The organism is Exiguobacterium sp. s127, assembly GCF_018618695.1.
GTDB lineage: Bacteria > Bacillota > Bacilli > Exiguobacteriales > Exiguobacteriaceae > Exiguobacterium_A > Exiguobacterium_A oxidotolerans.
The window spans coordinates 25,695-43,444 of the sequence record NZ_JACSMO010000008.1; the positions used below are offsets into that span (position 1 = coordinate 25,695).

Consider the following 17,750-nt stretch of genomic DNA (forward strand, 5'->3'; position numbering starts at 1 on the left):
ATAATTGCTCATTTGTTATAAGGGTGATCGATTCATTTCTTTTAGCGCAATCGATTGCGCAAATACTCTACCTTCATCTTATCAAATACATATGCAATGTCAACGTTCCCGGTCTGTTTCCGGCACTTCAAAGTGATGACGTTTGTTAACAATATTTCAGTCATGCATACATTACAGTTACTGAATTATCCTACACTCTTTATCGGTCGATTTCTAGCCTTTTGCATGAAGTTCTGTCGAAAGATGAATCTTTTTTTCCTCGTTCGGGTATATTCTTAACAATGCAAATAAAAAAGGGGGATTTTGTAAGATGGACGGACAATTTTTGATTGATGGAAAGTGGCTTGATCATAATCGTGAACGGACGGACGTCAAAAATCCCGCAACCGGGGAAGTCGTCGGGAGTGTCCCGAACGGAACGAAATCGGATGTCAATGACGCCGTCGAAGCGGCACGCGAGGCGTTTCCGGCTTGGTCGAAACGAAGTGTCTATGAACGGGCTGAACTGCTTGAGAAGCTTTACGAGAAGATGATTGAGAAAAAAGATGAACTCGCCCGCTTGATGACACTTGAAATGGGGAAACCGCTCGCAGAATCTGAAGGTGAGGTCCAGTATGCGGCAAACTTCGTCAAGTGGTTCGCTGAAGAAGGAAAACGTGCTTATGGACGCATCATTCCCTCGCACGATACGAACAAACGGCTTCATGTCATCACACAACCGGTCGGTGTCGTCGCTGCCATCACACCCTGGAATTTCCCTGCTGCGATGATTACACGGAAAATGGCACCGGCACTCGTTGCAGGCTGTACGTTTATCCTGAAGCCACCTACTGCGACACCACTGACTGCCCTGCGCCTGCTTGAACTTTGTCAGGAAGTCGGGATACCGGATGGCGTCGTCAATGCCGTCACAGGAAGCGGTAAAGAGCTTGGGGAATCGCTCGCAACGCATCCGCATATCGACAAAATCACATTTACAGGCTCAACAGAAGTGGGTCGGACATTGATGGCCCAAGGTGCTGAGACGATCAAAGCGATGTCACTCGAACTCGGCGGACACGCTCCGATTCTTGTTTTTGACGACTGTGACCTTGATCTCGCCGTCGCGGAAACGATCAAGTCGAAATTCCGTAATGGTGGACAAACGTGCGTCTGCGGGAACCGGATCTACGTCTCCGATTCAATCTATGATACGTTCGTCGAAAAACTGGGCGAAGCGACAGCGAAGCTCAAAACCGGGAACGGACTCGACGAAACAACGAACATCGGTCCGATGATCAATCAAGCCGGTTATGACAAAGTCAAAAAACACGTCGACAATGCGACGTCAGCCGGTGCCCGTATCGTCACAGGTGGGACTGGAACGACAGATGAAGAAAAAGATGTCTACTATTATGAAGCAACGGTCCTCGCCGATGTCACACCGCAAATGTTAATCATGAATGAAGAAACATTCGGTCCCGTTGCTCCCGTTCAACGTGTCAGCTCTGACGAAGAGGCCATCCGTTATGCAAACCAAACGCCGTTCGGTCTTGCATCTTACGTCTTTACGAATAACTATGCCCGCGCGATGCGGACGATTGAACAATTGAACTACGGTATCGTCGGTTGGAATGATGGTGTTCCCTCTGCCGCACAAGCACCATTCGGCGGTATGAAGCAGTCAGGAATCGGACGCGAAGGTGGATCGGAAGGTCTCGAAGCGTACCTTGAAACCAAATATGTTTCGATTGGAGGAATGGACGCATGAATGCGGCAGAACGGTTCGTCGCCTGCCTCGAAGCAGAAGGGGTCACGCACATCTTTGGCGTCCCGGGAGAAGAAAACATTACGTTACTCGACGCCATCAGTGAATCGGATATTACGTTCATCACGACACGCCATGAAACAAATGCTGCGTTTATGGCAGCGATGTTCGGTCGCTTAAGCGGTCGTGCCGGTGTTTGCTTATCGACGCTCGGACCAGGTGCGACGAACATGATGACGGGCATCGCAAGTGCAACGATGGACCACTCGCCTGTTGTCGCGATTACGGGACAAGGAGCGACATGGCGCCAGCACAAGGCATCCCATCAAATGTTCGATTTAGTCGAGATGTACCGACCGATCACGAAGTCGAGTACATCGGTCGTCTCAGGAGAAGTCATCCCGGAAATCGTGCGTCAAGCGTTCGCCCAGTCTTGTTGTGATAAGCCGGGTGCGACACATATTTCTTTTCCGGAAGATATTGCAAAGGCAGATGTCGATGCCAAGACACCACTTTTACGCGACAGTGAACCGGATACGTTACACCCGACATCCGTCAAAGACAGCGCGGTCTTAAAACAAATCGAACAAGCGGAACGGCCCGTCGTGATTGCCGGATTTGGAATCAACCGGAGCGAAGCGACCGCTGTGTTCCGAACGTTCGTTGAAAAGCTTGGAGCACCTGTTGTCGAGACGATGATGGGTAAAGGGGTCATCTCCTCGCAACATGCGCTCGCCGCCCATACAATCGGTTTACCGAATACCGACTACAATCAACGGATTCTTGACCAAAGCGATCTCATCATCGCCATCGGTTACGATATTACCGAGTTGCCGCCTTCGAAGTGGAATCCGGACCGGACACCTGTCATCCACATCGACACGAACCGGCATGAGATTGACCAGTATTATCCTGTCGTTGCGAACTTGGTTGGTCCGCTGTCTGATTCGTTACGTCTGTTAGCAGAAGCGATTCCGACGCGGGCCTGGGAAGGTTGGCAGGCGGACCGTGATAAGTTGCGACAAGAAATTCAAGCAACCTATTCGATGGCATTGCCCCTCCACCCTCAAAGTATCGTTCGTGCCCTCGAGACGGCGACGGGTGAAGACGGCATGTTGTTCTCAGACGTCGGGGCCCATAAAGTTTGGCTCGGTCGTCATTTCCAAACGACACGCCCTAATCAATTATTCATCTCGAACGGCTTTTCTTCGATGGGCTATGGTCTGTCGAGCGCGATTGCTGCAAAACTGCTGCACCCGGAGCGTCGGGTGCTCTGTGCTTCTGGTGATGGTGCATTCTTAATGAATGGTCAAGACCTCGAGACAGCAGTTCGTTTGAAACTCCCCATCACTGTCGTCATTTGGCGTGATGGCACGTACGGCTTGATTGAATGGAAACAACAGCAGGCTTATGGCCGGGCACCGTTTACAGAATTCGATAACCCTGATCTCGTCGAACTCGCGACGGCTTTCGGTGCACTCGGACTTCGTGTCGGAGAACACGGCAGTCTCTCAAACTGTCTCGAACAGGCTCAGAACAGTGACGGACCTGTTTTGATTGACTGTCCGGTCGATTACAGGGAAAATCTAAAGTTAAGCGAACGTCTACGGACGTATGGAGGATGATACTATGCCACAACTTAGAAAACTTCAATCGATTTCTGACTTTGATCAATTCGTTTCCGAACACGACTCGTTCGTGATTTGTAAACACAGTACGACCTGTCCAATCAGTGCCGCCGGTTTTTCTGAATACACGAAATTTGCTGACGCGACGTCAGTACCGACTGCCTACTTGCTCGTCCAAGAAGCACGGACGCTGTCGAATCACATCGCCGAACATTACAATGTTCGTCATGAATCACCACAAGTCATCTTCATCGAAAAAGGACGTGCGACTTGGTCCGCAGCTCATTATGACATTACAAATGATGCCCTAAACACGCATGTCGGCTGAGACCTTTCATCACTACTGACGGTTTACAAAAAACATCCTACTCTTTTTTAGAGTCGGGTGTTTTTTTACTTTCAACAAGCTTCAGAGCCATTCGTTCTTCATTAAAAATAAAATTACCTTTCTTAGTTATTAATGTTTGTATTTATCTTGAAATCAGATTAAGATATACAACAGATATAACGACCGTATAGAAATGTGTACCGTCAGTTCATTAAGGAGGAAAATCATGCAACACAAAAAAACTGCTTCTAATCGTCCCCCCTACGGTATCCTTTCCGTATTGATGATTGGAGCCTTCATCGCTTTTTTAAATAACACGTTACTTAACATCGCCCTTCCTTCGATCATGAAGGATCTCAACATCGAAACATCGACCGTCCAGTGGCTGTCGACTGGTTTCATGCTCGTCAACGGGATTTTAATTCCGACATCTGCTTTTCTGATTCAAAAATTTTCTGTTCGTCGTCTATTCATCCTCGCGATGACATTATTCTCACTCGGTACAATCCTTGCTGGGTTCGCAAGTGAATTCCCCGTCCTGTTGGCAGGACGAATGATTCAGGCTTCTGGTTCAGCAATCATGATGCCGCTCTTGATGAACGTCATGCTCGTCAGTTTCCCGATTGAAAAACGCGGGACGGCGATGGGCTTCTTCGGGCTCATTATGATGGGTGCACCCGCAATCGGACCGACTTTGTCAGGCTGGATCATCGAACACTATGATTGGCGGATGTTATTCCACTTCATCACACCAATCGCTTTAGTCGTTCTCGTTGCCGGAATCGTCTTACTCCGTGACGTCAAAGAACGGTCGGATGCTAAACTCGACTTCATGTCAGTTGTTTTATCCTCATTCGGTTTCGGTGGACTCCTATACGGGTTTAGTTCTGCCGGTTCTAAAGGGTGGGATAGCCCACACGTCACAATCGCGCTGACAATCGGTGTGATTGCGCTCGTTTCTTTCATCCTGCGTCAGTTACGGATGGAGCGTCCGATGTTGAACTTCAAAATTTATCAGTATCCGATGTTCGCTCTCTCATCTGCCATTTCAATCGTCGTCACGGTGGCGATGTTCTCCGGGATGCTGCTCTTACCGATCTACGTCCAAAATATCCGTGGCATTTCTCCACTCGATGCAGGGTTGATGTTACTACCGGGAGCCATCCTCATGGCAGTCATGTCACCGATCAACGGGAAGTTGTTCGATAAGATTGGCGGACGCCCACTCGCAATCACCGGTCTCTTCATCACTGTCGTCACGAGTTATTTCTTCAGTCAACTGAAGATGGACACGACGTATACACACTTAATCATCTTGTATTCACTCCGGATGTTCGGGATGTCGATGGTCATGATGCCCGTCTCGACAAACGGCTTAAACCAGTTACCGACGCGCTACTATCCGCACGGAACGGCAATGAACAATACGTTGCAGCAAGTATCCGGCGCCATCGGAACGGCATTACTCGTTACGATCATGTCGACGCATGCGAAGACACGTGGGACGGAACTTGCCGAAGAGGCCGCTAAAAACATGACAAGTCAACCGACAGCAGAGGCTGCTGCTGCGTTGAAACAACAAATCATGATGCAAGCGACACTGGACGGCATCAATTACGCCTTCCTCATTTCGACGTTCATTGCGGGTGTTGCGTTCATCCTTTCGTTCTTCATAAAACGAGCGACGCAAGCGGAAGATATCATCAGTGGTCGTTCGCGCAACGAACAAATCATCAAACCTCAAGTGTCTAATCAATAAGGTCCGACTGAATACGCCATCCCATTCGGGTGGCGTATTTTTTTAATCCTGCAAATCAATATACTTGTACCCCCTACCCCTATATGATACAGTGTAGACATCAACCAACAACAGAAAGAGGTGTTCCTATGCAACACGATCATCCACTCGTTCCCCGCTCTTCTGAAGAGCAGGACGCATTGACTAAACGTTTGAAGCGTATCGAAGGGCAAGTCCGTGGTATCGCCAACATGGTCGCTGAAGATCGGTATTGTATCGATATTTTGACACAGACGGCATCGATTCAAGCCGCTCTTCGTCAAGTCGAACTGCAAGTCATCGAACGTCATGTCAAGATGTGTATGCATGATGCAGCTACCGGACAGAAAGACACAGATCTTTATGTCGACGAACTGATGTCCGTCATCGCCCGACTCAAAAAGTAAGGAGGTATACGTATGTCAAAAACAATCGAATTGAACATCGAAGGCATGACATGCGCCGCCTGTTCAGCCCGAATCGAAAAAGTCCTGAACCGGATGGACGGTGTCGATGCGACGGTCAACTTACCACTCGAGACGGCGCGGATTGCAGTCCCCGACGAACTCGATGAACAAGCAATCATTGATAAAATCAAGAAGGTCGGTTACGGCGCGACCATTAAGTCGGCCCCTCATGAAACAGTGCAAGATCGGCGGATGCTCTATCGTTTTTTCATCGCCGCCTTGTTGTCGTTACCGCTCTTACTCAGTATGGTGTCGCACATTCCAAATAGTACGGTCCATCTGACGTTCCTGATGAATCCGTGGCTCCAGTTCGCACTGGCTACACCCGTTCAATTCATTATCGGGGCGCCATTCTATGTCGGTGCCTATAAGAGTCTCCGGAGCGGTAGTGCCAACATGGATGTCCTCGTCGCACTTGGGACGTCTGCCGCTTACTTTTATTCGGTCGCAGAAATGCTCATCCATCCGGCAATGCCGAACCTTTATTTTGAAACAAGTGCCATCTTAATCACGCTCGTCCTTCTCGGTAAAGTACTCGAAGATCGGGCAAAACAACAAACAACCGGTGCAATCAAAAGTCTCTTGTCCCTGCAGGCAACGGATGCCGTCGTCCTCGACAATGGCACGGAACGAACTGTCGCGATTGATCAGATTCAACCAGGCATGCAGATCGTCGTCAAACCGGGACAGAAAATTCCGATGGACGGGATGATTTTATCCGGTGATGCCTATCTCGATGAATCGATGCTGACCGGTGAACCGCTTCCTGCGCATAAAGGTGCCGATGATACCGTCATTGGTGGAACCTTGAATACGAATGGGAATTTGTTGATTGAAGCAACGAAAGTCGGTCAGGAGACGATGCTTGCGAACATCATCCGCGTCGTTGAACAAGCGCAGACAGAAAAAGCGCCAATCCAACGACAAGCCGACCGGATTTCAGGCATCTTCGTGCCAATCGTCGTCGCCATCGCCCTCATCACACTTGGTGCCTGGTGGTTGACGACTGGCTCATTCGCTGAAGCAATTCGTCCTGCAATCGCTGTTCTCGTCATCGCTTGTCCCTGTGCATTAGGACTCGCGACCCCGACATCGATCATGGTCGGAACGGGTAAAGGTGCTGAGCATGGTGTGCTTTTTAAAGGCGGTGCCCAGCTTGAATCGTTACAACATGTCGATGCCGTCGTTTTCGATAAAACAGGTACACTAACCGTCGGACGCCCTGTCGTCGTCGAGACGTTCGGGAACGAACAAGCACTCGACTTCGCAGCAGCCATCGAAAAAAAATCAGAGCATCCGCTCGCTCATGCCATCACGGAAGAACGTGATGTCGTGTTCGATATCGAACAGTTTCAAGTCGATGCCGGTCGTGGTGTCAGCGGGATGATTCTCGGTCGCAACATCCTGGTTGGTTCTGAACGAATGATGCGGGATCAACAGTTCGATGTCCCGGACTGGTCTTCTGCCGGCGCGACATTCGTCTATGTCGCCGTCGACGGGCACGTTGAAGCCGGTTATGCGATTCGCGATGAACTGAAGCCGACGACGAAACACGTCATCACTCAAATTCAACAGACAAAAGCAGTCTATCTCTTGACGGGTGACCGAAAAGACGTTGCCCTCAATCTAGCGACGGAACTCGGTATTCCAACAGACCATGTGTTTGCAGATGTCTTACCCATCGAAAAAGCCGATCACATCAAAGCCCTTCAAGATGCGGGACACCGCGTCGCCATGGTTGGTGACGGAATTAACGATGCGCCAGCGCTTGCGACGGCTGACGTCGGAATCGCTCTTGGTAGCGGGACGGATGTCGCCTTAGAAGCAGCTGACGTCACACTGCTTGGACACGATTTACAACAAGTCGCGACGGCGATTCGGTTGAGTGAACAGACGATGAAGAACATTCGCCAAAATCTCTTTTTCGCACTCGCCTATAATACGATCGGAATCCCCGTTGCTTTTCTCGGACTGCTCGCTCCGTGGCTCGCCGGAGCAGCGATGGCATTTAGCTCTGTTTCCGTCGTCACGAATGCGTTACGCTTAAAACGTACCCCACTCACTAAAGGAGGAACTCACTCATGAAAGAAACGACTTTAAACGTCATCGGTATGACATGTAACCACTGTAAAGCAAGTGTCGAATCAGCACTGAACGAACTGGACGGCGTCACAACGGCGACTGTTTCGCTCTCTGACAATTCAGTCACTGTCGTCCATGAGGATGTCACACAAGAACGTCTCGTCGAAACCATCGAAGAAATCGGCTATGACGTCGCGCCCGCTTAATTTTCTCAAGTCAAACTGTTGCTACCGCACAGTTTGGCTTTTTTAATTGCGGAAAAAGGGGAATGGACTAACAAGGAGGGGTTCGTATGGTACCGAAAATCGAATTCGTACAACACTTCGACGACAACAAAGGAAAACGATTTAAAATCGAACTTTGGAATCTCGGAACCTTCACATTTAGTGCCGAATCAGCCAAAGGCCCCGTCACGCGGTTTAGTTCGATTGATATCCAGTTCATTCAATCGTGCGTTAGCCGGATGCGGGCACTTAACGATGCAAAACAAGCCTTCCAAGAAGATCAACCGGTCTAACTTTCTTTCACTTTCTCTTTAAAAATACATGATGTACGATCGAACACGCTTCCGCTCATGATCCAGGATCATGAGCTTTTTTCGTTTAAGGTCAATATTTTTTAACTTCTAGAGAGTTTCCTTCTAAAAAAGATACTGTTTTTTCCTTTAGCAACCGATAAAGAATAAGACTATTACATTCTTAATTTGAAGAAAATCGGAGGCTTACTGTGCGCAACCCATTTAAAACTAAATCATCAAGCTCAACCTATCAGGCAAAAATCGGATTTCCCGATAAAAAATTCATTACAAAAACAAGTGATCCCACTTTAGCAGGACGCCTTGAATATATGGGCTACACTGAAGAACAATTGCAAACGTTAAAAGCGATGGCTCCTGTCGTCAATTCTGTATTAGACGAAGTCCTCGAACAAGTACTTGACCAACTCCTTCTCCACCCGGAAATGGTGCAGATTGCTGAAAATGCTTCGACACGTCAACGCCTGAAAAAAGTATTTGCCGACTATTTCGGTAGCCTCTTGACCGGAAATATGGACGAGAAGTTTCTTGCGATGCGAAAACGCATGGGTAAAACGCATAACCGGAATTTCGTCCCTGTTACGTGGTTCATCGCTTCTTACGCAGCATTCAACACCTTACTGATTCCTAAAGTCGTCGAGCATTTCCAGGAAGATCCGGAGCAACTTGCAACAGCAATCCTCGCGTTGACTCATGCGATGAACTTGGATGCGCAAATCGTTACAAGTCAGTATGTCGACGCACGATTAGAAGAAGTAGGTGCAGCCAATGAAGCACGCACACGACTTCTGCAAGACGTCGTCCGTGTCAGCCAGGAGGTCGCGAGTACGGTCGAACAAACAGAAGGGGCCATTCTCGAAACGAGTCAACGGGCGACACAAATCTTATCCGAGACGGATCAGACCGAGAAAACAAGTCGCAATCTCGTTGGCTTAACATCAGAAAATGAAGCACAGATGGACAAAATGGAACAACAATTCGTCCAATCGACGGGTCAAGTCAATACATCATTAACAAGCATCCAACAGTTAAAAACGACATCTGACGAAATCGTCAAGATGACACAAGGTATCGAAGACATCGCGAACCAAACGAATCTCTTAGCTTTAAACGCCTCAATCGAAGCAGCACGTGCCGGTGAGCATGGGAAAGGATTCTCTGTCGTCGCAATCGAAGTCCGTAACCTCGCTGAAAATGCGAAATTGTTAAGCAGCAGCATTAATACGCTCATCCAAAAAAATAATGTCAACATTACTCAACTCGTCTCACAGATGGAAGACATCACACGTTCGAACTCCGCCTCTCGGACAGAACTGCAACAAGTGAAGAGTGGGATTCACACAGTGAAAAAAGAGATGGAGAATTACTTGGAGATGTTCGGGCGCAATAAGAACGACTTAGGCCAAATCGTTCAGACGATTCAAGGAATCAGTCAAACGACACAAGGTCTCTCGGCTTTGACAACGAACCTCGTCGCAGCATCGGAATCGAACGCGTAAGTTTTTTTGATTTGTTCAGGTTGAGCTTCATCTAAAAAAAGACCAACCCATGACGGATTGGTCTTTTTTTGATTCCGTATTGCTTGTTACTCTTCCACTTGATCGGCGGTTACGACTAACCGTTCATCATACCCTTTTGATTTCGTAAACGTTCCGATACACGAAATCAACGTCAGGCGTTTAGCGACCGTTGCCCCAAAAATCGAACCAACGGGTGCTTCATCTACAGGATAGGAGGTTACGTTTGTCACCACGTAAGATATCGTCTGCCCTGCTTTTGATCGTAACTCGATTCGTTGTCCTTGTTTCATCTTTGCTAAATCGTAAAATACAGCGGGACCTTCCGTGTCATCTAAATGACCTGCGAGGATGACATTTCCGGTTTGGTTCGCCTCCGCGCCGTATCGGTACCAACCCACTTGATCGGTTTTTTTCGGAACATCCATCCGCCCTTGCTTGTCTTTACCCACGATTTCAACCTTTGCTTGCACGTCAATCGCATCAATCGATAGTGTCGCCGGGATAAAACTAGCCGTTTCACGACTTTCTTGTACGGATTCAGGTATTGCTTGCTCGATTGCAGGTGTCGCTTGCTCGACTGGCTTCGAAGGAGGAACAGATTCTTCTGTTCCTCCACATCCAGCGAGAATGAGAAAGATCAGAAAGAAACTGTTACGCGTTTTGTTTACGGCGAATGACATAACTTGTTCCAACTAGGGCCGCTCCAGCAAGTGCTACAAGTGCCCAAGTCGTTGCCATTGAAGATGTGTCTGCTGATCCACCAAGTCCTGTGTCTGGCATCGCAGCCATTTCACCGCCATCTGGAATCAAGAGCACATCAAACGCGGGTTCTCCTTCAAGAAGACCGATTGCAAGCGCTGTATAGTTTTTACCGCTATCTAATTTAACACCGTCGAGTGCTTTTACAACATCCATCGCGCCCGCTGGTCGTACTTCAAGATCATACGTGCCGGCATCGAGTGTTCCATAGTCTGAGACTTTCGAGAATTCAAGGTCACTGAAGAGTGCGTCTCCACCTTTAGGGGCGACATCAACAGCTGGTGCGTCCGGTGCAAAGTGCGCGACACGAACCATTGATTTTCCATCTTCACCTTGACCATTGTCTTCCATGACAGCGAGTTTAATATCTGCTAATTTACCGATTGCCGCGACTGAGTAAAATTTTCCGGCTTCAATGTTGAGTGTTTGAGAAAGTACAGGATCTTCTGTTGTTCCTGCAGCGAAGACTTCAACTTTATGTTCTCCTGCCGGAAGAGTGAGATAGTCTGTGACAGCTTTGAATTCCGCTCCTGAGACAGCTGTTTCGCCATCGACGGCAATATCAACTGCCGGAGCATCTGGTGAAGCGTGAATTACACGCACCATTGCGTCATCTGCTGCACCTACCGGTAGCACGAATAGTGCAAACAAAAACGCAGCGGTAACGAACGATATGAATTTCTTCATCATTTTTTCCACCTCTCGTGTCATAATGTATTTCGCTTCTCAAGCCAACCTTTCATTCTAGAATAAAATATTTCATTCGCGGTGACATCTTGAATTTAAACTAATTTGCAGTACTTTGTAAATATTCCGATGTGCTGAGAGTAACAGTTGTACGCTATCCCCTTTCGGAGTCTCCAGCATCTCACTACCGTATTCCATTCACCCCACCTTCTTTAACTGAAACTGATAAACTGTACAAATGAAGAAATGTACTGCCCATCCTATGTCTTTTTAGACGCATCATGTTTTTCAGCACCACATGGATCGGTTTATCGATCATATGATTCAAGCGGCAATCTTTCGGGATGTTGTAAAAAAAAACAGGCAGGCGTCTATATGATTACACTACCCTTTGCTAAGCATTTGTAACGTCCGAATGTAGATTCGAGACGGATTGCGCTCTAAACAATCTACATGCCCGGCTTTCCGTCACGATGTTACCTAAAAAGCGTCACGTTTCGTTGACTCCTACGGGAAAAAGTGCGTTTTTAACGCACTTGCAGAGGCAGGCAAGACCCTGCTCATTGTCCGCTAGGATCCAAGGAGCAGCGGCTTGCGCCTCGCCCGAGGAAAGCAACGAAAAAAGACGCTTTATCTCCCAATAGCACGTTGTCTACAGTCTGAAAAAAGTAGCGTACAAGGACAACCCCTTGTACGCTACTTTTTTACATATCCCGCAATCATTTCAGACAAATTTACTTAATGAAACCAATCATCATTTCACGTAAGACTTTCGCAGCGGCAATCGCTGTCATGTCAGACTGATCATATGCCGGGCAGACTTCAACGAGATCGGCTCCGATGACGTCGACGTCAGCACGTGAAATCATGTGGACGACTTCAAGTAACTCTTTTGTTGTCACGCCGCCGATTTCCTGTGTACCTGTTCCTGGTGCAGCAGACGGATCGAGGACGTCGATATCAATCGTCACATAAACTTTTTTACCGGCAAGCTTCGGCAAAACAGTCTTTAACGGTTCAACGATTTCATACTTGAACAAATTGTAACCGGACGTCTTCGCCCACTCGAATTCTTCTTTCATCCCTGAACGGATGCCGAATGAATAGCAGTTTTCCGGTCCAATCAAGTTGGCGATTTTTTTGAGTGGTGTCGAATGCGAGAGCGGTTCACCTTCATACTCGTCACGTAAATCCGTATGTGCGTCAAAATGTAAGACGACGAAATCATCGTAGTGTTTATCAAAGGCTTTAACGACCGGCCACGTCACGAGGTGTTCGCCCCCCATACCGAGCGGGAACTTACCTGCCGTCAGTAACGAATCGACATACTCTTCAATCATGTCGAGTGACTTTTGGGCATTGCCGAACGGCAACGGAATGTCACCCGCGTCAAACAATTTCGCATCGGCGATATCGCCGTCTAAATACGGACTATATTCTTCGAGACCAAGTGATACTTCACGAATCCGCGCCGGGCCAAAACGTGATCCCGGGCGGAAACTGACCGTCCAGTCCATCGGCATGCCGTATAACACACCTTTTGCATCTTCGTGAGTCGGTTGACTCGCAATAAAGACTTTACCTGAATATGCTTCATCAAAACGCATTTCTATTCCTCCAGTCATAGAAAGGAGTGTCCCTGAAAACGGAACACTCCTACTTTGAAATTAAATCGTTAAATCTTTGACGAACTTTGGCAACGCGAACGCTGCTGTATGAAGTTCCGGTGTATAGTACTTCGTTTCGATTTCATGGAAACGCTCTGGTGCAACAGCGAGTGGATCATGTTTTTTCGATCCAATCGTAAATGTCCACAGACCGCTCGGGTACGTCGGAACGTTCGCGATGTATAGTTTTGTGATTGGGAAGATTTCTTTGACGTCACGTTGTACATCACGGATCAAGTCTGGTGTAAACCATGGGTTGTCCGATTGTGCGACGAAAATACCGTCTTCTTTTAATGCTTTCGAGATTCCAGAGTAGAATCCTTTTGTGAACAGGTTGACGGCAGGACCGACCGGCTCTGTCGAATCGACCATGATGACATCGTATTCGTTGACCGCTTCCGCGATGTGCATGAATCCGTCACCCACAATGACTTCGACGCGTGCGTCGTCTAAACCACCTGCGATGTTCGGAAGGTATTTCTTCGAGTACTCGATGACCTTGCCATCAATTTCGACGAGAACTGCTTTTTCGACCGATGGGTGTTTTAAGACTTCACGGATGACTCCGCCGTCTCCCCCACCTACGACGAGAACCGATTTCGGGTTCGGGTGTGTGAACAATGGGACGTGTGCGACCATTTCGTGATACACGAACTCATCTCTGTCCGTTGTCATGACCATCCCGTCAAGTAACAACATTGTACCGAACTCGTCCGTCTCAACCATCTCCAGGCGTTGAAACTCCGTTTGTTCGCTCTCATAAACGTGGTTGACACGGAATGTGATACCGTAATCTTCCGTTTGGTGTTCCGTGAACCATAACTTTAATTTTTGTTCCATTTGCGATAGAACCCCTTTCTTTCTCAAGACAAAAGTTGTTCGTATGCGAGTGGCGTTTACGGCGCTTCTTAATCATACAAATGCGAGTATACCGAATTTTGAAAGAAACTTCTATATAATTCGAAAAAAACTATCTGAGTGTTTACTCGACGAAAGTGACGATTTCATCCAAGTCACGGCGTTGTTTCGCACGTTTCGGTTCATCCGCCCGGTAACCGAACGCTACCATGACAGGAACCGTAAATACAGTCCGGTCGAGTAAATCATGGTCGACTAAGATTTTTTCAATCGCCTCTTGATCAAATCCTTCAATCGGACATGAATCGATTCCGATTTGTGCTGCCGTCGACATCATGTTTCCGAGCGCGATATAGGCCTGTTTCGCTGACCAGTCTTCCATCGCTTTTTCATTATTCCCGATTTTAAAGTCTTCTTCGAGGAAAAGACCATACCGCGTCGTCCGCCCTTGTTTTGCCTCGTCTGACAAACCGAGTGCGTCCATCATGTGCGTGACATGCGGACCATCTGGTTGCATTTGCGCACCTGTCCGTGCAAGGAAAATGACATAATGGCTCGCTGTCGGCAATTGTCCTTGGGCACCCCACGAGACGGCACGAAGTTCTTCACGCAATGCTTCATTTTGGATGACGAGCATGTTCCAAGGCTCATAACCAAATGAACTTGGGGAGAGACGCGCGGTTTCTAAAATAAATGCGAAGTCTGCTGGTGTGATCTTTTTCGAAGGATCAAATGCTTTCGTCGCATGACGTGATTGAAAGGCTGCTAAAATAGCTTGTTTTTTCTGTTCGTGACTCATTGTTCGATTCCTCCAGTGATTTTGATCGATTATTTCACAACGATAGCAAATCTGAAATGACCCGTCTGCTATTCTGCTTGATATTAAATGTTACAAATCAATCTTTTCGGGAAATACTAGAGAAACAAAAGAAAAATTAGATTTTTTCATTTTTTTCAAAAATCGCTATGCAAAGCCAGTTCAAACGACTTTACCACCCTTTTTTTCTAGAAATCCCCATCTTTCATTACCCACAGCATTTGCCATCCTTACTATAAGTTTGTTACGGTAGTAACTTGCGTGATAAGGTTTTGTTTTTGAAGTTACGGGTATTACTAATCGTTGTATAGCAATTTTTCAGTATTTACAACATGAAACAAAACAAACATGTAAAATTCGAAAGAAGGTGTTGACCACGATGGAAAATAATCGAAAAAGCAAGATCACGAACGTCTTTATTGTATCCGTCATTTTCTGTGTGCTCTTTACCATATGGGGAATCTTACCTGAATCACTCATTGGTGCCGCAAATCTTGGCAACGTAACAGCAGTCGCACAAAACTTTGTTACAAATGGCTTCGGCTGGCTCTACTTATTCGGTATGAGCGTCTTTTTATTAGTTGCAATCTTCCTCGTCTTCTCGCGTTTCGGTTCTATCCGACTCGGAAAAGACTCTGATCGCCCTGAATATAACCTGATTTCTTGGTTCGCGATGCTCTTTAGCGCCGGTATGGGGATTGGGCTTGTCTTCTGGGGTGTTTCAGAGCCATTGACACACTTCCATACACCACCGGTTGCGACGAGTGACCCGACTGAAGCAGCACGTCTTGCGATGCGCTATTCATTCTTCCACTGGGGACTTCACCCATGGGCACTTTATGCAATCGTCGCTTTAGCAATCGCTTACTCGACATTCCGTAAAGGACGTCCTGCGACAATCGGCGATACTGTCGCTTCACTTATGAAACCGAAATATGAAGCTGCAGGTAAAGGGACAGTTGAAGTTCTCGCGATCGTCGCAACAGCATTCGGTGTTGCCACTTCACTTGGACTTGGCGCCCAGCAAATCTCGGGCGGTTTACATTTCCTCGTCGGAGGTATTCCAAACTCGTTCATGACCCAGCTCCTGATCATCCTTGTTGTTTCAGTCCTTTATATGATTAGTGCTGCTTCTGGTCTCGATAAAGGAATTGTTCGCCTCAGCCACGCGAACCTTGTTCTCGCGGCGCTCTTGATGGTCGGCGTCTTGTTCCTCGGACCATTCAGTTTCATCATGGATTTATTCGTTCAAACAACAGGTGCCTATTTACAAAACCTGCCGATCATGAGTTTCCGTGCCTCAGCCTTCAACCCGGACGAACGTTCATGGATTAACGGCTGGACGATTTTCTACTGGGCATGGTGGATTTCTTGGTCACCATTCGTCGGTACGTTCATCGCACGTGTTTCAAAAGGACGGACGATTCGTGAATTCGTTCTCGGTATCTTGCTCGTCCCAACAATTTTCGGACTGCTCTGGTTCTCTGTTTTCGGTGGATCAGCAATCTGGAACGAACTTTTCAACAGCGTAAACTTAATTGATACAGTTAACGATAAAGGTGTCGAAACAGGTATGTTCGCCTTGTTCGAGACATTTGGTACACTTGGTACGATTCTTAGTATCGTAGCTGTCTTCTTGATTACGACATTCTTCATTACGTCAGCTGACTCAGCAACATACGTACTCGGAATGCTCTCTTCAGGCGGTAGCTTGATGCCAAGCCTTCGAATCAAATTGACATGGGGTGTCATCCAGTCTTCAATCGCAGCTGTTTTACTTTATGCCGGTGGGCTGAGTGCTCTCCAAGCTGCCGCGATTTTAGCCGCCTTCCCGTTCATCTTCGTTGTCGGGATGATGGTCATTGCCTTGTTCATTGATTTGTATAACGAACCTGAAGAAAAGAAAGCATCTGATGATTTAAAAAAAGAAGCATAATCATGTCAGGCACCTCTTCCGCGATGCGGACTGAGGTGCCTTTTTGGTATGCTTAGTGAAGAGAGGAGTGAGGTCTTGCGCGTCAGAAAACGTTGGTTCGTTTCATTAGGGGTTCTTGTCATAGGCGGTTGGTTTTTATATCAAGAAAATAATGTGATTGAAACGACCGCAATCACGATTGAAACAGAACGACTGCCAAAAGCATTCGATGACTATACAGTCGTCCAAATCGCTGACTTACATGGGAAATCCTTCGATCCAAAACAAACGAAGCTACTCAAAAAAATTACTCAAGCACAGCCTGACCTCATCGTGATGACCGGGGATTTAATCGACTCTCGCCGAAACGGAGAAGCCGCTGCGCTGACTTTGATGAAACAATTGACTGCGAACTATCCTGTCTATTTCGTCACGGGAAACCATGAAGTTCGTCGCAACTTGACCCTTTTACCAAAACTCGAAGCGATTGGTGTACAAATTTTACGGAATACGGCAGTCCCGCTCGAATATAACGGTGCAAACATTGCTCTACTCGGCATCGACGACCCAACGACGACACGCTGGAGCGAAGGTCTCCAAGAGTCTGACGGAACTCGGAAAAGCCTCGCCTCCGCACAAGAAGCTGTCGATCGATCGACGTTTCAACTCTTACTCGCCCATCGTCCGGAATATGTACCGCTCTATGCGGAGCGGCAAATTGATCTCGTTCTGTCCGGTCATGCTCACGGCGGTCAAATCCGACTTCCCTTCACAGATGGCTTGTATGCACCTGGACAAGGATTTTTCCCGAAACGGACGGCCGGTCAATATACAGTGGATACGACACAACTCATCGTCAGTCGCGGTCTTGGCAACAGTCTCTTCCCGTTTCGGTTGTTCAATCGTCCCGAAATCGTTGTCATCACTTTAAAGTCATGATAAAAAATCGCCGCCTCCTAGGAG

At 47.6% G+C, this 17,750-nt stretch carries 16 protein-coding genes; 11 read left to right on the top strand and 5 right to left on the bottom strand.

All coding sequences use genetic code 11. The features are described 5' to 3' along the window. The first annotated feature begins 310 nt into the window (after positions 1 to 310). The 9 genes from KNP98_RS11025 to KNP98_RS16260 all read left to right on the top strand — a co-directional run bounded on the left by KNP98_RS11025 (position 311) and on the right by KNP98_RS16260 (position 10,063). Positions 311 to 1,750, top strand: a complete 1,440-nt coding sequence (locus KNP98_RS11025) for an NAD-dependent succinate-semialdehyde dehydrogenase (RefSeq protein ID WP_088836111.1) — start codon at positions 311 to 313, stop codon at positions 1,748 to 1,750. After that, positions 1,747 to 3,372 (top strand): acetolactate synthase large subunit, encoded by a 1,626-nt coding sequence (locus KNP98_RS11030; protein ID WP_088836110.1) that lies wholly within the window; start codon positions 1,747 to 1,749, stop codon positions 3,370 to 3,372. The genes KNP98_RS11025 and KNP98_RS11030 overlap by 4 nt, the downstream gene beginning before the upstream one ends. 4 nt (positions 3,373 to 3,376) lie before the next feature. Continuing rightward, positions 3,377 to 3,703, top strand: coding sequence for a bacillithiol system redox-active protein YtxJ (ytxJ, locus tag KNP98_RS11035; protein WP_029332401.1), 327 nt, complete (start codon positions 3,377 to 3,379; stop codon positions 3,701 to 3,703). A 226-nt stretch (positions 3,704 to 3,929) separates the two neighbouring features. Beyond that, positions 3,930 to 5,462: a DHA2 family efflux MFS transporter permease subunit gene (locus tag KNP98_RS11040; RefSeq protein WP_088836109.1), complete on the top strand. Its 1,533-nt coding sequence runs from the start codon at positions 3,930 to 3,932 to the stop codon at positions 5,460 to 5,462. Between the two features lie 128 nt (positions 5,463 to 5,590). Then, entirely contained in the window at positions 5,591 to 5,887 is a 297-nt protein-coding gene (locus tag KNP98_RS11045) for a metal-sensitive transcriptional regulator (protein ID WP_088836108.1), read from the top strand. Positions 5,888 to 5,899: 12 nt separating this feature from the next. After that, positions 5,900 to 8,032 (top strand): heavy metal translocating P-type ATPase, encoded by a 2,133-nt coding sequence (locus tag KNP98_RS11050; protein ID WP_214770633.1) that lies wholly within the window; start codon positions 5,900 to 5,902, stop codon positions 8,030 to 8,032. Continuing rightward, positions 8,029 to 8,235 (top strand): cation transporter, encoded by a 207-nt coding sequence (locus KNP98_RS11055; RefSeq protein WP_088836106.1) that lies wholly within the window; start codon positions 8,029 to 8,031, stop codon positions 8,233 to 8,235. Before KNP98_RS11050 ends, KNP98_RS11055 begins: the two co-directional genes overlap by 4 nt. A gap of 86 nt (positions 8,236 to 8,321) precedes the next feature. Beyond that, positions 8,322 to 8,546 (top strand): hypothetical protein, encoded by a 225-nt coding sequence (locus KNP98_RS11060; protein ID WP_029332396.1) that lies wholly within the window; start codon positions 8,322 to 8,324, stop codon positions 8,544 to 8,546. Positions 8,547 to 8,755: 209 nt separating this feature from the next. Next, positions 8,756 to 10,063, top strand: coding sequence for a globin-coupled sensor protein (locus tag KNP98_RS16260; RefSeq protein ID WP_088836105.1), 1,308 nt, complete (start codon positions 8,756 to 8,758; stop codon positions 10,061 to 10,063). 86 nt (positions 10,064 to 10,149) lie between these two features. On the opposite strand, the gene KNP98_RS11070 is transcribed toward KNP98_RS16260, so the two are convergent. From KNP98_RS11070 to KNP98_RS11090, 5 genes are all read right to left on the bottom strand, one after another. Continuing rightward, positions 10,150 to 10,776 carry a class F sortase gene (locus KNP98_RS11070; RefSeq protein WP_239456797.1) on the bottom strand — a complete coding sequence of 209 codons (627 nt, stop codon included), beginning with the start codon at positions 10,774 to 10,776 and terminating at the stop codon, positions 10,150 to 10,152. Next, entirely contained in the window at positions 10,736 to 11,530 is a 795-nt protein-coding gene (locus KNP98_RS11075; RefSeq protein ID WP_088836104.1) for a DUF4397 domain-containing protein, read from the bottom strand. Before KNP98_RS11075 ends, KNP98_RS11070 begins: the two co-directional genes overlap by 41 nt. 734 nt (positions 11,531 to 12,264) lie before the next feature. Continuing rightward, on the bottom strand, positions 12,265 to 13,137 hold the full coding sequence (speB, locus tag KNP98_RS11080; RefSeq protein ID WP_214767707.1) for an agmatinase: 873 nt from the start codon (positions 13,135 to 13,137) through the stop codon (positions 12,265 to 12,267). 60 nt (positions 13,138 to 13,197) lie between these two features. Further along, positions 13,198 to 14,037, bottom strand: coding sequence for a polyamine aminopropyltransferase (gene speE, locus KNP98_RS11085; protein WP_014969274.1), 840 nt, complete (start codon positions 14,035 to 14,037; stop codon positions 13,198 to 13,200). A 142-nt stretch (positions 14,038 to 14,179) separates the two neighbouring features. Beyond that, a complete protein-coding gene (locus tag KNP98_RS11090) occupies positions 14,180 to 14,854 on the bottom strand; it encodes an NAD(P)H-dependent oxidoreductase (protein ID WP_088836102.1) in 675 nt (224 codons plus the stop codon). A gap of 397 nt (positions 14,855 to 15,251) precedes the next feature. On the opposite strand from KNP98_RS11090, the gene KNP98_RS11095 reads away from it, so the two are divergent. Together KNP98_RS11095 and KNP98_RS11100 are read left to right on the top strand one after the other, a co-directional pair. After that, the gene (locus KNP98_RS11095; RefSeq protein ID WP_088836101.1) at positions 15,252 to 16,808 is read left to right on the top strand and encodes a BCCT family transporter; all 1,557 of its coding nucleotides are present in this window, start codon (positions 15,252 to 15,254) and stop codon (positions 16,806 to 16,808) included. Positions 16,809 to 16,883: 75 nt separating this feature from the next. Beyond that, the gene (locus tag KNP98_RS11100) at positions 16,884 to 17,726 is read left to right on the top strand and encodes a metallophosphoesterase (RefSeq protein ID WP_251135175.1); all 843 of its coding nucleotides are present in this window, start codon (positions 16,884 to 16,886) and stop codon (positions 17,724 to 17,726) included. Positions 17,727 to 17,750 lie beyond the last annotated feature (24 nt).

Coding starts and splice junctions, on each gene's coding strand:
- KNP98_RS11025 (WP_088836111.1), top strand. CDS start 311: ATGGACGGACAATTTTTGATTGATGGAAAGTGGCTTGATCATAATCGT.
- KNP98_RS11030 (WP_088836110.1), top strand. CDS start 1,747: ATGAATGCGGCAGAACGGTTCGTCGCCTGCCTCGAAGCAGAAGGGGTC.
- ytxJ (WP_029332401.1), top strand. CDS start 3,377: ATGCCACAACTTAGAAAACTTCAATCGATTTCTGACTTTGATCAATTC.
- KNP98_RS11040 (WP_088836109.1), top strand. CDS start 3,930: ATGCAACACAAAAAAACTGCTTCTAATCGTCCCCCCTACGGTATCCTT.
- KNP98_RS11045 (WP_088836108.1), top strand. CDS start 5,591: ATGCAACACGATCATCCACTCGTTCCCCGCTCTTCTGAAGAGCAGGAC.
- KNP98_RS11050 (WP_214770633.1), top strand. CDS start 5,900: ATGTCAAAAACAATCGAATTGAACATCGAAGGCATGACATGCGCCGCC.
- KNP98_RS11055 (WP_088836106.1), top strand. CDS start 8,029: ATGAAAGAAACGACTTTAAACGTCATCGGTATGACATGTAACCACTGT.
- KNP98_RS11060 (WP_029332396.1), top strand. CDS start 8,322: ATGGTACCGAAAATCGAATTCGTACAACACTTCGACGACAACAAAGGA.
- KNP98_RS11075 (WP_088836104.1), bottom strand. CDS start 11,530: ATGAAGAAATTCATATCGTTCGTTACCGCTGCGTTTTTGTTTGCACTA.
- speB (WP_214767707.1), bottom strand. CDS start 13,137: ATGCGTTTTGATGAAGCATATTCAGGTAAAGTCTTTATTGCGAGTCAA.
- speE (WP_014969274.1), bottom strand. CDS start 14,037: ATGGAACAAAAATTAAAGTTATGGTTCACGGAACACCAAACGGAAGAT.
- KNP98_RS11090 (WP_088836102.1), bottom strand. CDS start 14,854: ATGAGTCACGAACAGAAAAAACAAGCTATTTTAGCAGCCTTTCAATCA.
- KNP98_RS11095 (WP_088836101.1), top strand. CDS start 15,252: ATGGAAAATAATCGAAAAAGCAAGATCACGAACGTCTTTATTGTATCC.